The sequence below is a fragment of the Corynebacterium sp. Marseille-Q4381 genome (genome assembly GCF_036881695.1).
In the GTDB taxonomy this organism is placed as follows: Bacteria; Actinomycetota; Actinomycetes; order Mycobacteriales; family Mycobacteriaceae; genus Corynebacterium.
The window spans coordinates 258361-272376 of sequence record NZ_JBAJNR010000001.1 but is presented as its reverse complement, the minus strand read 5'-3'; the positions used below and the strand labels follow the sequence as shown (position 1 = coordinate 272376).

Below are 14016 nucleotides of genomic sequence, written 5' to 3'. Positions count from 1 at the left end.
TTGGGCGCATCAGAACCCGCCTGCGCCGGTGTGGCGCGTGTGGGCAATGTGACTTGAGGTATTAAAGTTACATGCATGTCTGTCAAAAATTCGGCTCCCCGCTCGACGCGCTCGTCGACCGCGCCCCGCAGCCACACCACCGGCGGGTACTCCCGCTCGCGTGACTACGGTGCGCCTGTGTCGATGACGCACCCCCCGACCTCATCTCTGGTTGCGTCGGACACAGCGGACGAGCGGGTGGGGTCTGCCACGAAGGTGGTCGGCAACTCCATTGGCTCGGCAGGGCGCTGGGTTGGATCTGCCTTTTCCAGCATCGGCGCAAACCGCCGCAAGCGCCGCGATGAGCAGGAGGAAGACGACCTCGATCCGTTCGAGGGCCAGGATGACGAGGACGAAGAACAGGAGAAGCCGAAACGCCGGCGCCGCAGCAGCAGCCGCAGCACTGAAGGTGACGTCTCCGCCCACGCAGATGCGTGGGGCTTGGTGCTAATCGGGCTCGCCGCCATTATCGGCGCGTCGGTGTGGATGGATATCGCTGGACCCGTCGGCAGCGCCATTGCGCAGGCGTGCCACTGGGTGATCGGCGCAGGCGCGTTCATCCTGCCGGTGGTCTTGGTTGGCGCGGCGATCGCGCTGATGCTCAACGTTCGCACCCCGATGGAGGTGCGCGGCCGAGTCGCCTTGGGGCTTTCCATCATCGCGGTGGCAATGCTCGGCATGATCCACGTTTTCGCGGGCACGCCCGCGGATTGGGAATCGCGCAAGATCGCCGGCGGCGCAATTGGCACCTTTGTCGGCGGCGCACTCTCCGTCGCGTTCACCCCGTTTGTGGCCGTGCCGCTTCTCACCCTGCTCATCATCTACGGAGCGTTGAAGACGACGGGGATTACCGTCCGGCAGTTCTACGACTACATCGTCGGATTCTTCTCGAAGGCGTTCAATCGCGAAGACAGCACCGCCGCAGACGGCGACCGCGACAATGGCAACGACCCGTACGGCCACGTCGATCGCGACCTCGACGATATTGCGGAGGGGCGCGAGCGCCGGCCGCGCGCGGAGCGCCCGGCCGCGGAGAGCGCACCGGCGCCGGCGTCGGCACCTCGCCAACGGCGCCACCGCGCCACGCCGCCTGCCCCGCCAGCGCCGCGGCGCACCCCGATGGAGAACTACCCGGCGAACGAAGAGCCGGAGGTCTACGACTTCGCCGACGACGTCGAAGAGACCCCGACTCCCGCGCCCGCGCCTGCTCCTCGGACTGAAATCGTTCCGCGGCAGCCGGAGCACAACGAAACGCAGGTGCTGGAGAGGCCGGCAACGCCGCCCGCCCGCGAGCCGGAACCGCCCGCACGCGAGCCGGAAGAACCCGAAAGCGATGCGGAACAGCCCGACGCGGTCGAGAGCTCGCGCGAGGCGGTGCGCAAGGCCATCGTCGCACGTAGCGGCATCGACGCCGCAGCTGTGCCTGCTTCCACGCCCAAGTCGGAGGTGGAGAAGGCCCAGGCTCAGAACCAGCCTGCCCAGCCGGCGCAGCAGCAGGCGAAGCGCGTTGCGCGCGATTCGGACTACATGCTGCCGTCGACCGATCTGCTCATCCCCGGCTCCGCGCCGAAGACCCGCACTGAAGCCAACGACCGGATGATCGAGGCGATTACGGACGTCTTCGAGGAGTTCCGCGTCGACGCCCAGGTCACCGGCTTCTCCCGCGGCCCGACAGTGACGCGCTACGAGGTCGAACTCGGCCCAGGCGTGAAGGTCTCCAAGATCACCAACCTGCAGTCCAACCTGGCGTACGCGGCGGCGACAGACAACGTCCGATTGCTCACCCCGATTCCGGGCAAATCGGCGGTGGGTATTGAGGTCCCGAACCAGGACCGTGAGATGGTGAGGCTGCGCGACGTCCTCGACGCCCCCAAGGTCGCCTCAGAAGATGACCCGATGCTCATCGGCTTGGGCAAGGACATCGAGGGCGACTTTGTCGCCGCCAGCGTGCAGAAGATGCCGCACCTGCTGGTCGCCGGTTCCACCGGCTCCGGTAAGTCCGCGTTCGTGAACTCCATGCTGGTGTCTTTGCTCACCCGCGCGACACCGGAAGAAGTGCGGCTCATCCTGGTGGACCCGAAGATGGTGGAGCTCACTCCCTACGAGGGCATTCCGCACCTGATCACCCCGATCATCACACAGCCGAAGAAGGCAGCCGCGGCGCTGCAGTGGCTAGTGGAGGAGATGGAGCAGCGCTACATGGACATGAAGTCCGCGCGCGTGCGCCACATCAAGGACTTCAACCGCAAGGTTCGCTCGGGAGAGCTGACCGCGCCGCCGGGATCCCAGCGCGAGATGCGGCCTTACCCGTTCATCGTCTGCGTCGTCGACGAGCTCGCCGACTTGATGATGACGGCGCCGAAGGAGATCGAGGATTCCATTGTGCGCATCACCCAGAAAGCGCGCGCCGCCGGCATCCACCTCGTGCTGGCCACCCAGCGCCCGTCGGTCGACGTGGTCACCGGCCTGATCAAGACCAACGTGCCGTCGCGTCTCGCGTTCGCCACCTCCTCGCTGACGGACTCCCGCGTCATCCTGGACCAGGGCGGTGCCGAGAAGCTGATCGGCATGGGCGACGGGTTGTTCATCCCGCAGGGCGCGGGCAAGCCGCAGCGACTCCAAGGCGCGTTCGTCACCGACGAGGAGATCCAGGCGGTCGTCGAGGCCGCGAAGTCCCAGGACGAGCCCGACTACGTGGAAGGCGTGACCGAGGACAAGGCTGCGGAAGCCAAGCAGATCGACGAGGAAATCGGCAAGGACATGGACGACCTCCTCGAGGCCGTCGAACTCGTCGTCACCTCCCAACTCGGCTCCACCTCGATGCTGCAGCGCAAGATGCGCATCGGTTTCGCCAAGGCCGGCCGCCTGATGGACCTCATGGAAACCCGCGGCGTGGTCGGCCCGTCGGAGGGCTCGAAGGCGCGCGAGGTGCTGGTCAAGCCGGAGGAGCTGGAGACCATCCAGTGGATGATCAAGGGTGCCGACCCCGCCGAGGCACCTAAGGAGGAGCAGGGGCCTGAAAGCGCACCCGCTGATGACGACACCCGCACTGTCACCGCTACCTACAACCCCACCGGCGGCGCGTTCTAGAACGTCGCCGCGCGTGGTAATGTGGCCTGACGTTGGAGGGGAGTACCCCGCAAGTGCTCGGAATCGTCAGCACGGTGCCGTCGATAAGCAACGGCCCCGGTCCGAGCAGCCTGACCTAACGCAGGTGGGGGAGACCTCCGGTCGTTTTTTGTAACTCTAGACCGGAGGTCGACGTGCACGTTCCTGTGTCAATCTGGCTCATCACTTCAGTGGTGATCCTCGGATTTTTCATCTTTGATTTCGTCTCCCACGTGCGCACGCCGCACGAACCCAGCGTGAAGGAATCCGCCGGCTGGGCACTGTTCTACATGGCCATGGCCGCCATTTTCGGCGGCATCGTGTGGTGGCTGTGGGACGGCCAGCACGCGGTGGAGTTCTACACCGGCTACATCACTGAGCTGTCGCTATCGGTGGACAACCTCTTCGTGTTCGCGCTGATCATGGGCGCGTTTAAGATCCCCCGCGCGTACCAGCAGAAGGTGCTGCTGATCGGCATCGTCATGGCGCTGGTGTTCCGACTGCTGTTCATCCTGCTGGGCGCGGTCATCATCGAGGCGTGGAGCGATGTCTTCTACCTCTTCGCCGCGTTCCTGCTCTACACCGCGATCAAGCTGGTGTACGACGAAGCGACCGACCAGCCGGAAACCGACCCGAATGACATGTTCGTGGTGAAGACGCTGCGCCGCGTTATTCCGGTGACGAAGTCCTACCACGGCGACCGCCTGGTCTCGCAGACCGAGGCGGGCAAGAAGGCCGTCACGCCGCTGTTTGTTGCCCTTCTGGCCATCGGCTTCATCGACGTGATGTTCGCCTTCGACTCCATCCCGGCGATCTACGGCATCACCCAAGAAGCGTTCTTGGTCTTCACGGCAAACGCGTTCGCCCTGCTCGGTCTTCGCCAGCTGTACTTCCTGCTCAACGGGCTGTTGGACAAGCTGGTGTACCTGCCGTACGGCCTGGCTATCGTCCTGGGCTTCATCGGCATCAAGCTGCTGTTCCACGCGCTGCACGAGAACAACCTGCCGTTCATCAACGGCGGCGAGGGCGTGAACGTGCCGGAGTTCGGCACCGTGACCTCGCTGCTCGTCATCGTCGGCGTGCTCGCAGTAACCGCGATCGCATCGCTGCTGAAGGACCGCGCGGACGTCAAGGCCGGCAAGAAGGACCCTGAGGGCCCGAGCTACCACATTGACTTCGACGACCATGGCAACCGCCGCAAGGTGGACCGCCACGGCCACCACATCGAGTGGATCGACGACCCGGCGACTTCGGGCAAGGGCGACCACACTGCGACCGGCTCGCGGGAGACCGACCACCTGCACGTGAGCCGCGGCGGAAAGAAGTAGCGCTTAGCTGAAGATGTTCGAGACCGGGTTCCACTCCCGGATCTCGCGCTTGGCTAGCGCGCCAGCGGCGATGTACGGATCCTGATCCATGATCGCTTCCGCGTCGGCCTGCGTGGCGGTGTCCGGCAGCTGGATAATGATCAGCGCCTGCCCGCCGTCGACGTACGGCCCGGAGCCGACGACGCGCCCGAGGGAGAGCTGCGACGCGATGAACTCGCGGTGCGCGGGGCGGGTGGCGCCGACAAGTTCACCATCGTCTACATATGTGTAGGTGCAAGCGAAGTATTTCATGTCAGGCAGTCTAGGGTGGGAAGCGTGAGTAACGCTACGGCCACACAGTCCAATTGGAACCTGCCCAACGTGCTGACCAGCCTGCGCATCATCTTCATCCCCGTGTTTGCGTGGCTGGTGCTCGATCAGCGTTGGTGGTGGGCGTTCGGTGTGTTCGTCGCGCTCATGATTACGGACAAGCTGGACGGCGACATCGCGCGCGCCCGCGGGTTAGTCACCAACTTTGGCAAAATCGCCGACCCGATCGCAGACAAGGCGCTGATGATTACCGCGATGGTCGCGCTGAACATCGCGTCCACGCTGCCGGTGTGGATCACCGTCGTGATCGTCATCCGCGAGCTGGGCATCACCGCTTGGCGGATGGTGATGCTGCGGCGCGGTTTTGTGGTGCCGGCATCGAAAGGCGGCAAGCTGAAGACCGTGCTGCAAAGCGTCGGCATCGGCCTTTACCTCTGCCCGCTGCCAGCGTGGATGGACACCCCGACGCTTGTCGTTATGATCCTCGCCGCGGTGGTCACGGTAATCACCGGCGTGCAGTACCTCGTCGACGCAGGAAAGGTGAACAAGTGACCACGAGCAGTTTGCTTATCGACGCCCTCCGCAACCGCAACCAGACCATCTCTTTTTGCGAATCCCTCACCGCGGGTTTGGCAACCGCGACGCTGGCTAGCGTCCCCGGTGCCTCGGACGTACTGCGCGGCGGGCTGGTGACCTACGCGACCGACTTGAAGACGGCACTCGCCGGCGTTGAGGAGGCTGTGATTCAAGAATGCGGCGCGGTCTCGCCGACCGTCGCCCGCGAGATGGCGCGCGGCTGCCGAAAAGCCTGCGGCACGGACTGGGCGGTTGCGCTCACCGGCGTTGCCGGCCCCGACCTTCAAGACGGCCACCCGGTGGGGGAGGTGTGGATCGGGCTGAGCGGACCGAACTGGACTGCGTCGTCGCTCGCCGCCGAGCTCCTGCCGGCCGAGGCGGGCCGCTACGCCCTAGTGCCCGGCTCCGCGGAGCCGCTGCGCGTGCTCACGGGTGAGCGCAACGAGATCCGCGCCGCAGCCGTTGAGGCTGCGCTGCTCGGAGCCCTGCGCGCGATCGAACGGGAACAAACCGCGGGCGCGGACCGTTAGGACTAACGATGACCACTACAACGCTGCTCGCCGAACCGAGACTCGACCGCACCCTCACGCTCGACCCTGCCCGCATTGCTCCGGCGCGGCGGGCGAAAGAGCCGCTGTTGCGCGAGGCGATCGGGATGTCACTGCGCGCCTACCGCGCAGACAAGGGCGTCTCGCTGCGCGAACTCGCTTCCCAAGCGCTCGTGTCCCCGGGCTACCTTTCGGAGCTCGAGCGCGGCCGCAAGGAAGTCTCATCCGAAGTACTCGCCTCGATCTGTGAGGCACTCGACACATCCGTTGCGGACCTGCTGCTCGAAGCCGTGTCGAACCTGTCACTGACGTCTATCGCCGATGAACTGAGCGCCACCACCCCGGCTGCCGCTGAGGTGTAATACCTGGCGCAAGCGTGGCGGGCGCTTCGCGTCTACAGTGGGAATGCAGAACTCGTTGAATTCTCCCACGAAAGGTATAGAACGCCCCATGGCGAACCCGTTCAAGAAATTCTGGAACTACCTGATGGCGCTCTTCGACAACAAGATCGAGGAAAACGCCGATCCGAAGGTGCAGATCGAGCAGGCTATTAGCGAAGCGCAGCGTCAGCACCAGGCGCTTAGCCAGCAGGCCGCCGCCGTGATCGGCAACCAGCGCCAGCTGGAGATGCAGCTCAACCGCCGCCTCGAGGACGTGGAGAAGCTGCAGGCGAACACCCGCCAGGCCCTCCAGCTCGCGGACAAGGCCCGCGCAGCCGGCGACAACCAGAAGGCGCAGGAGTACGAGAACGCCGCTGAGGCGTTCGCAGCCCAGCTGGTGACCGCTGAGCAGGGTGTCGAGGACACCAAGCAGCTGCACGACCAGGCGCTGCAGCAGGCTGGCGCCGCGAAGCAGGCCGTCGAGCGCAATGCCGCGCACCTGCAGCAGCAGGTTGCGGAGCGCTCCAAGCTGCTCAGCCAGCTCGAGCAGGCGAAGATGCAGGAGAAGGTCTCCGAGACCATGCAGCAGATGAACTCCATCACTGCATCGGGCCCGAACCTGGATCAGGTCCGCGACAAGATCGAGCGCCGCTACGCCAACGCGCTCGGCGCCGCGGAGCTTGCGCAGAACTCCGTTGAGGGCCGCATGGCTGAGGTTGAGCAGGCCGGCATCCAGATGGCAGGCCACGGCCGCCTCGAGCAAATCCGCGCTGAGATGGCCGGTGAGCTCACCTCCGGTGCCAAGCCGGCGATCGAGCAGGGCGGCGCCTCCAACACCGGTGCAGCCAACCCGGCGGGAGCACAGATCTCCGACGACGCGGTCGCGCAGCGCATGCGTGAGCTGCGCGGAGAAGGTTAAGCTTGTCGACGCCCACCCCCAACCGGCCACCCGCCGCGTTGGGGGTTTCGCGTTCTTTCACCCGTTAGCCACCTCGGTGACACTTAACGTTTACCGAGCATCCATAGCCTTGGCGAGAACCTTGTTCACACCTCACACCAAGGAAGTTCTATGGCGCTTTCCCGTTTCCACGCTGTCCTCGCGGCTCCTGTCACCGCGGCGCTGGCGTTTACCTTTCTCACCGTCCCCGGCGCGGCCGCGGCCGACCAGCAGATTCAGATCAGCGAGGTCGTCACCAACGGCGACCCCGTGGCCGACTGGGTTGAGCTGTACAACCCCGGCGACACCGACATCAACATCGGCGGCTGGACCGCCATCGACAGCGGCAAGAAATCCGTCGCAATTACTTTCCCGTCCGACGCCGTGGTTCCTGCAGGCGGGTACTACGCCTTCTACACCGAAGAGGGGCAAACCCCGGACGGAAGCAAGGGCTTCGGCCTGGGCAAGGGAGATGAGATTACCATCCGCGACGCTTCCGGCGCCGTCGTCGACACCCAGAGCTGGAACGCGCACGCCGATGTCCACGGCACGAAGACCTCGTGGATCCGCGTCGGCGACAAGCTGGAAAAGAGCCTGCGCCCCACCCGCGAGGCCGCCAACGAACAGCTGCGCGTCGTGATTAACGAGGTCGTTTCCGACGGCGCCGAGTCCGACTGGGTCGAGCTCGCCAATCCCACGGATGGCGACGTCAATATCGGCGGCTGGTCCGTGGTTGACGATGATCCGAAGCATGCCCCGATCGTGCTCCCCGACACGGTGATTCCCTCCGGCGGCTATTACGTCTTCGACACCCAAAAGGGATTCACCCCGGACGGTTCGAAGGGCTTTGGGCTGGGCAATGGTGACGAGGTCAACCTCAGTGACGCCGACGGCAACCTGCTTGAGTCGTTCAAGTATGCCGAGCACGCAAAGCACAACGGCGCGAACACCTCGTGGGGCCGCCTCCCGGACATGACAGGCAACTTCGCGGTGACCGGCAAGGCAACGCGCGGCGCGGCCAACGTCGCCATCGTGGAAAACCAAGATGACATCCCGCTGGCCTCAACCGTGGTGATCAACGAGATCGAATCCAACGGCGATGAGTTCGGCGACTGGGTCGAGCTCTACAACACCGGTAACGAGGTCGTCGATCTCTCACAGTGGTTCGTGCTCGATGACAATGACAAGCACGATCCGCTCGTTATCCCTGCCGGCACCGAGCTCCAGCCTGGTGGTTTCTACCGCTTCTACACCGAGGGCACCGAGGTACTCGGCGGGCAAAAGGGCTTTGGTCTTGGCGGCAACGACAGCGTCCGCCTCTTCAACCCAGGTAAGGAGCTCGTGGACCAGCACACCTGGGAGGGCCATGCCCCCGACACCCTGGGCCGCATCCCGGACGGTACCGGCGATTTCGTCAACACCAACGCCACACCGGAGGCCGCCAACGAGGCGTACACCGAACCCGCGCCGCTCGAGGCCGAAGCGTGGCCGCACGCCGCCCTCGAGATCAAGGACATCGACCTCGGCGCCGACTTCAACATCGAGGACATGTCCGGCGTCGACTTCGACGAGAACGGCCGCGCCTGGATCGTGAACAACGGCCAGGGTTCCCTCTGGGCCCTTGATTACGACGCAGACAACGACACCTACACCGTTGCCGGCACTTGGACCCTGCGCTACCAAGACGGCACCGGCACCCCCGATGCGGAGGGTGTCACCATCGGCCACGACGGCGCGATCTACGTCGCCACCGAGCGCAACAACGACGACAAGAACGTCTCCCGCCCGTCGGTACTCCGCTTCGACCTGCCGACCGGCACCAGCGGCGAGCTGAAGGCTACCGACGAGTGGAACCTCGCCGAACACACCGGCAAGGTCGGCGCGAACTCGGGCCTGGAGGCGATCTCCTACATCCCAGGCATCGGCACCAACCTGTACGCCGTCGGCGTCGAGTCCTCCGGCGAAGTCCTCTTCGTTGAGCTCGGAGACAACGGCTCCACCAAGCTCGTCCAGCGCTACAAGTCCCCGTTCAAGGGCGTCATGGCGCTGGATTGGGAGGATTCGGCCAAGGAGCTGCGAGTGCTTTGCGACGAGGTGTGCTTCGGCCAATCCATCCTCCTGGCACACAACGGCACCGAGTTCAAAGAGGTCTCCAAGGTGCAGAACCGCCCCGCAGGGACCGATAACTTCGCCAACGAAGGCTTTGCTGCCCGCCGCGAGGTAGGCGAGTGCGTGGATGGCAAGCAGACCACCACGACCCGCTACCTGTGGGCCGATGACGGCCACACCAACAACATCGCACTCCGTGGCGCGATCGCGGTGGTCTCGAAGGACTGCGTCATCGTGACGACCACCGTTGAGGTTCCGACCACCGTTGAGGTTCCGACCACCGTTGAGGTTCCGACCACGGTTGAGGTTCCGACCACGGTTGAGGTTCCGACCACGGTTGAGGTCCCGACGACGATTGAGGTCCCAACCACGGTTGCGGTTCCCACCACGGTTGCGGTTCCCACCACGGTGACTGTGCCGACCACCGTTGTTGTTCCTACGACTGTCGTTGCGCCGGCTCCGAAGCCGCAGGGCTCGGCTGGCAGCTCTAACAGCAGCCAGTTCGTCGTCGGTTCGACCGTCGGCTCCTTGGCGGCGGCGATCCTGATCCCGGCGCTGGTGCTGGGTGGCATCTGGGCTGCCATCTTCGGCCCGCTTGCCGACGCGGTTGCGAACGCCTACCCGCAGGCGGCGCCGATCATAGAAGAGGCGCGCAAGCTCGTCGCCTAAGCGCGTCTAGTCCACTGCGCCGCGCGCCATAAGCGCCTCGCCGATCATGCGGGCGCGGCGCACAGCGCGGATTACCAGGGGGATACCGAACGCGGCCAACGAGAACCCGGCGCCGCGCGCCTTGCGCGCGTCGAGGACCTCGTTGGCCGTTTGCAGCATGAGGGGGATCAGGCGAATCGTCAAGGCGATGGTGAGGCTGATCAGCTCCACGCGCACGCCGACGCGGCCGAGGGGTTGCAGCGACCTATCGAGGGCAGTGAGTAACTCCTCCACGGTGGTCGTGAGGGTAAGCAGGTTCGCGGCGGCGAAGGTGGCGACGAGGCTGATCAAGCTCGTCAGCATCTGCCCCAGCCCGTTTTGCCACCAAAGGAACGCACCGAAGAACACGAGGATGGGCAGCAGCGGCACGAACTGCCGCCACGCGGTGACCATGGGGATGCGAGCCCACGCGTAGCAGACAACCACGAGCGTCATGAAAGCCATTGCGTGCCACGGTTGGCTCGGCAAAAACGACGCCAGCACGATGAAGACGACGAGCACCACAAACTTCCACGCGGGATCGGCGCGGTGGAGCAGCGTGTTTCCTGGGACGTAAACGCCCAAAGGGAGTTCGCGAATCATGCGTCCATCAGGTCGGTGTAGTAGGAGATTGCTTCGGCTGGGGCGCCGTCGAAGACGAGGTGGCCGTCGTTAATCACCAGCACCCGATCGAAATCCTCCAGCATGGCGAGGTCGTGGGTGACAACGATAAGTTGCTGGTCGAGCGCCTCAAGTTCGTTGATGATGCGGCGGCGGTTGCGCATGTCAAGCAGCGTCGTGGGCTCGTCACAGATAATGGTCTCCGGCTCGATGACCAGGACCGAGGCGAGGGCGAGCATCTGCTTCTCACCGCCGGAGAGGGTGTGGGGCGAGTTCCCGGCGAGGTCGGTAAGCCCGAAGCGCTCAAGAACTGCGGCGACACGGGCGTCGACCTCCGCACGCGGCAGCTTGAAGCGGCGCAGGGAGAATGCGACGTCGTCGGCCACGCGGGGCATGATGATCTGGGATTCTGCGTCAGAGAAGACAAAACCGACGCGCCGGCGGACTTCTTTGCCGTTGGTGGAGGGGGACAGGGCGTCGACAAGCACCTGCCCTGTGGTGGGCTCGATGAGACCGTTTATGAGCCTAACGGTGGTGGATTTGCCGGAGCCGTTGGAACCGATGATGCCGATGCGGCGCTCGGTGAGCGTGGCGGTGAGGGGGTGAAGAACGGTTTGGCCGTCGTAGGAAACCGCCGCGCCGCGGAACTCAATGGTGGGCATGGTCTAGCGCGTGCGGCGCAGGTCCGGGAACGCTGCGTGGACCGCCGCCGCGATCGCGATCATGAGGGCGACCTTGAGCGCGTCGGGAAGGAAGAACGGCACCTGGGCTGCCCACGCTTCGCCGAAGGAGAGCGACAGGCGCCACATCATGCCGAACACGCCGAAGAGGTACTCGAGGAAGAGGCCGACGTAGCCGGCGAGGGCCAGCACGGCGATGGTCGCGCCGCGGTTGTTGCTAAACGGCGCGCGGTAGGCGATGGCGCCGGCGGCCCACGCTGCGACCAGGTAACCGGCGAGGTAGCCCACCGTCACGCCGCCGAGAGCGCTGATGGTGGTGCGACCGCCCGCGAGCACCGGAAGCGCCATGCCCACAAGCAGGAACAGCGCGGTGGTGAGCAGGCCGCGGCGGCGTCCGAGGACCAAGCCGGCGAGAATGACAGCGGCGTTTTGCAGCACGATCGGCACGCCCGCCGCGCCCACCGGGATGGCGACGAAACCGAGGATCATGATGATAGCGGCAAACACCGCGATGTACGCGATGTCGGCCGCGGTGTTGTTGGCGCGCGGAGTAGGTGCGCCTGCAGCGGAAGTCATGGCGAAAACAGTACCTCCTGTAGGTTTTATGGCATGCGATTGACCGAATTTCATCAGCTCGTGCGAGACGAGTTCGGCGCGGAGCGCGCGGAGTGGATCATCCAGTCGCAAGTGCTGCCGCAGAGCGACAAGACGGCCGCGGAGCTTATCGAAAGTGGTGTCGATCCCCGCGTTGTCTGGGAGGGGTTGTGCGACTCCTTCGACGTGCCGGAGGACCGCCGTCTCGGGGTGGACCGGCCGGGGTGGTAGCGGCGTGTTGAACCGGTGTGTCGAATAGGATTTCGAACACGCGTGCGTGTATCTTCAACAATGTTTGCACCGGCCTCTACTGTGTCCCGCAGGTCAAACCGCCAGAGTGATGGAACCGAAGCGGTGGCGGCGGACGTCTAATAGCTGAAAGCGACAAGGAGAAACACATGGCAACGAAGAAAAAGACCGCGGCGGCCGGCAACGACCGCCAGAACGCGCTCGACGCCGCGCTGGCGATGATTGAGAAGGACTTCGGCAAGGGCGCAATCATGCGCCTGGGCGAGGAAAACCGCCCGCCGATCCAGTCCATCTCCTCCGGCAACACGGCAATTGATGTGGCGCTGGGCATCGGCGGCTGGCCGCGCGGGCGCATCGTGGAGATCTATGGCCCGGAGTCCTCCGGTAAGACGACCGTGGCGCTGCACGCGATCGCCCAGGCGCAGCGCGCCGGCGGCATCGCCGCGTTCATCGACGCGGAGCACGCCCTCGACCCCGATTACGCGAAGAAGCTCGGCGTGGACACCGATAACCTGCTGGTGTCGCAGCCGGACACCGGCGAGCAGGCGCTCGAGATCGCGGACATGCTGGTCCGTTCCGGCGCGATCGACATCATCGTCATCGACTCGGTGGCGGCGCTGACGCCGAAGGCCGAGATCGAGGGCGAGATGGGCGACAGTCACGTCGGCCTCCAAGCACGCCTGATGTCCCAGGCACTGCGCAAGATGACCGGCGCGTTGTACAACTCGGGCACGACGGCGATCTTCATCAACCAGCTGCGCGAGAAGATCGGCGTGATGTTCGGCTCCCCGGAGACCACCACCGGCGGTAAGGCGCTGAAGTTCTACGCGTCGGTCCGATGCGACGTGCGCCGCATTCAGACGCTGAAGGACGGCCAGGATTCCATCGGCAACCGCACCAAGCTGAAGGTGGTGAAGAACAAGGTGTCTCCGCCGTTCAAGGTCGCCGAGTTCGACATCATGTACGGCGAGGGCATCTCGCGCGAGAGCTCAATCATCGACATGGGCGTGGACAACGGCATTGTGAAAAAGTCCGGCTCCTGGTTCACCTACGAGGGCGACCAGCTTGGCCAGGGCAAAGAGAAGGCGCGCCTGTTTTTGAAGAGCAACCCTGATCTGGCCGACGAGATCGAGGACAAGATCTTCCAGGCACTCGGCGTGGGCAAGTACGCGGGGCAAAGCGCTGAGGACGACGCCCTGACGGACGACGCGATCGACATGGTTCCGAACATCGATTTCGACGATGACGACGAGGGCGATGGCGAGCTCGCCTAACCCAGACAAGATCGCCAAGCTGCAGGAGGCGATCGAGAACTTCACCGGCGGGGAGATCTTCGACACCCGCCGGGAGGAAGAGCTCGCACCGATACGCAAGCGGGCGCTGCTACTGCTCGATCAGCGCGCGCGTTCGCGCCACGAGCTTCGCGAGCGCCTCCTCAAGCTGGAGTTCGAGCCCGCGTTAGTGGACGAGGTGCTCGATTCACTCGAGAGCAGTTTGCTTATCGACGATGCCTTCTTCGCCTCCGAATGGGTCCGCCAGCGCTCGCGCACCCGGGGGAAATCCACCCGCGCGCTGGACTTGGAACTTCGGGAGAAAGGAGTCGCCGCCGACATCCGCGCCGAGGCCTTGGCGCAGGTGACGCCCGCTGACGAGGAAGCGCAGGCCCGCGCGCTGGCGGAGAAGAAAGCGCGCGAGGTCAAAGCACCACCGGCCGACCGCGCCGAGTACGACAAGGTGCTGCGCCGTGTTGTCGGTGTCCTTGCCCGCCGCGGCTACGGCAGCGAGCTAACGATGCGGGTGGCGCGGGAGAGCTTGGACGCGCGGATCGAAACGCTCACGGGGGAGTAGGCC

General features: G+C 64.9%; 14 protein-coding genes. 10 read left to right on the top strand and 4 right to left on the bottom strand.

Going from position 1 to position 14016, the window contains the following annotated elements; translation table 11 throughout:
• The first annotated feature begins 75 nt into the window (after positions 1-75).
• Together V6D40_RS01390 and V6D40_RS01385 are read left to right on the top strand one after the other, a co-directional pair.
• The gene (locus tag V6D40_RS01390; protein ID WP_334288565.1) at positions 76-3129 is read left to right on the top strand and encodes an FtsK/SpoIIIE family DNA translocase; all 3054 of its coding nucleotides are present in this window, start codon (positions 76-78) and stop codon (positions 3127-3129) included.
• A gap of 173 nt (positions 3130-3302) precedes the next feature.
• Entirely contained in the window at positions 3303-4475 is a 1173-nt protein-coding gene (locus tag V6D40_RS01385) for a TerC family protein (RefSeq protein ID WP_334288564.1), read from the top strand.
• A 3-nt stretch (positions 4476-4478) separates the two neighbouring features.
• Here V6D40_RS01385 and V6D40_RS01380 read toward each other — a convergent pair whose 3' ends face one another.
• A complete protein-coding gene (locus V6D40_RS01380; protein ID WP_334288563.1) occupies positions 4479-4766 on the bottom strand; it encodes a YciI family protein in 288 nt (95 codons plus the stop codon).
• 24 nt (positions 4767-4790) lie between these two features.
• On the opposite strand from V6D40_RS01380, the gene pgsA reads away from it, so the two are divergent.
• From pgsA to V6D40_RS01355, 5 genes are all read left to right on the top strand, one after another.
• Positions 4791-5336 (top strand): CDP-diacylglycerol--glycerol-3-phosphate 3-phosphatidyltransferase, encoded by a 546-nt coding sequence (pgsA, locus tag V6D40_RS01375; protein ID WP_334288562.1) that lies wholly within the window; start codon positions 4791-4793, stop codon positions 5334-5336.
• The gene (locus V6D40_RS01370; protein WP_334288561.1) at positions 5333-5890 is read left to right on the top strand and encodes a CinA family protein; all 558 of its coding nucleotides are present in this window, start codon (positions 5333-5335) and stop codon (positions 5888-5890) included. Before pgsA ends, V6D40_RS01370 begins: the two co-directional genes overlap by 4 nt.
• An 8-nt stretch (positions 5891-5898) precedes the next feature.
• Positions 5899-6270, top strand: coding sequence for a helix-turn-helix domain-containing protein (locus tag V6D40_RS01365; RefSeq protein ID WP_334288560.1), 372 nt, complete (start codon positions 5899-5901; stop codon positions 6268-6270).
• A gap of 88 nt (positions 6271-6358) precedes the next feature.
• Positions 6359-7207 carry a PspA/IM30 family protein gene (locus V6D40_RS01360; protein WP_334288559.1) on the top strand — a complete coding sequence of 283 codons (849 nt, stop codon included), beginning with the start codon at positions 6359-6361 and terminating at the stop codon, positions 7205-7207.
• Between the two features lie 150 nt (positions 7208-7357).
• Entirely contained in the window at positions 7358-10003 is a 2646-nt protein-coding gene (locus V6D40_RS01355; protein WP_334288558.1) for a lamin tail domain-containing protein, read from the top strand.
• Positions 10004-10009: 6 nt separating this feature from the next.
• Here the strand turns inward: V6D40_RS01355 and V6D40_RS01350 are convergent, their stop codons facing one another.
• The 3 genes from V6D40_RS01350 to V6D40_RS01340 are packed head-to-tail and all read right to left on the bottom strand — an operon-like array spanning position 10010 to position 11898.
• A complete protein-coding gene (locus tag V6D40_RS01350; RefSeq protein WP_334288557.1) occupies positions 10010-10624 on the bottom strand; it encodes an energy-coupling factor transporter transmembrane component T family protein in 615 nt (204 codons plus the stop codon).
• Complete coding sequence (locus V6D40_RS01345) at positions 10621-11304, bottom strand: energy-coupling factor ABC transporter ATP-binding protein (RefSeq protein ID WP_334288556.1); 684 nt, start codon at positions 11302-11304, stop codon at positions 10621-10623. The genes V6D40_RS01350 and V6D40_RS01345 overlap by 4 nt, the downstream gene beginning before the upstream one ends.
• A gap of 3 nt (positions 11305-11307) precedes the next feature.
• Positions 11308-11898, bottom strand: a complete 591-nt coding sequence (locus tag V6D40_RS01340) for a biotin transporter BioY (RefSeq protein WP_334288555.1) — start codon at positions 11896-11898, stop codon at positions 11308-11310.
• A gap of 33 nt (positions 11899-11931) precedes the next feature.
• Here V6D40_RS01340 and V6D40_RS01335 point away from each other — a divergent pair, with 33 nt between their 5' ends.
• The 3 genes from V6D40_RS01335 (at position 11932) to recX (ending at position 14013) form a co-directional block, all read left to right on the top strand.
• The gene (locus tag V6D40_RS01335; RefSeq protein WP_334288554.1) at positions 11932-12147 is read left to right on the top strand and encodes a DUF3046 domain-containing protein; all 216 of its coding nucleotides are present in this window, start codon (positions 11932-11934) and stop codon (positions 12145-12147) included.
• Positions 12148-12314: 167 nt separating this feature from the next.
• On the top strand, positions 12315-13439 hold the full coding sequence (recA, locus tag V6D40_RS01330) for a recombinase RecA (RefSeq protein WP_334288553.1): 1125 nt from the start codon (positions 12315-12317) through the stop codon (positions 13437-13439).
• On the top strand, positions 13423-14013 hold the full coding sequence (gene recX / locus V6D40_RS01325; protein ID WP_334288552.1) for a recombination regulator RecX: 591 nt from the start codon (positions 13423-13425) through the stop codon (positions 14011-14013). Before recA ends, recX begins: the two co-directional genes overlap by 17 nt.
• The last annotated feature ends 3 nt before the right edge of the window (positions 14014-14016 follow it).

What these genes read in the sequence shown, in the direction of transcription:
- V6D40_RS01390 (WP_334288565.1), top strand. Translation starts at nt 76, where the DNA reads ATGTCTGTCAAAAATTCGGCTCCCCGCTCGACGCGCTCGTCGACCGCG.
- V6D40_RS01380 (WP_334288563.1), bottom strand. Translation starts at nt 4,766, where the DNA reads ATGAAATACTTCGCTTGCACCTACACATATGTAGACGATGGTGAACTT.
- V6D40_RS01365 (WP_334288560.1), top strand. Translation starts at nt 5,899, where the DNA reads ATGACCACTACAACGCTGCTCGCCGAACCGAGACTCGACCGCACCCTC.
- V6D40_RS01360 (WP_334288559.1), top strand. Translation starts at nt 6,359, where the DNA reads ATGGCGAACCCGTTCAAGAAATTCTGGAACTACCTGATGGCGCTCTTC.
- V6D40_RS01355 (WP_334288558.1), top strand. Translation starts at nt 7,358, where the DNA reads ATGGCGCTTTCCCGTTTCCACGCTGTCCTCGCGGCTCCTGTCACCGCG.
- V6D40_RS01350 (WP_334288557.1), bottom strand. Translation starts at nt 10,624, where the DNA reads ATGATTCGCGAACTCCCTTTGGGCGTTTACGTCCCAGGAAACACGCTG.
- V6D40_RS01345 (WP_334288556.1), bottom strand. Translation starts at nt 11,304, where the DNA reads ATGCCCACCATTGAGTTCCGCGGCGCGGCGGTTTCCTACGACGGCCAA.
- V6D40_RS01340 (WP_334288555.1), bottom strand. Translation starts at nt 11,898, where the DNA reads ATGACTTCCGCTGCAGGCGCACCTACTCCGCGCGCCAACAACACCGCG.
- V6D40_RS01335 (WP_334288554.1), top strand. Translation starts at nt 11,932, where the DNA reads ATGCGATTGACCGAATTTCATCAGCTCGTGCGAGACGAGTTCGGCGCG.
- recA (WP_334288553.1), top strand. Translation starts at nt 12,315, where the DNA reads ATGGCAACGAAGAAAAAGACCGCGGCGGCCGGCAACGACCGCCAGAAC.
- recX (WP_334288552.1), top strand. Translation starts at nt 13,423, where the DNA reads ATGGCGAGCTCGCCTAACCCAGACAAGATCGCCAAGCTGCAGGAGGCG.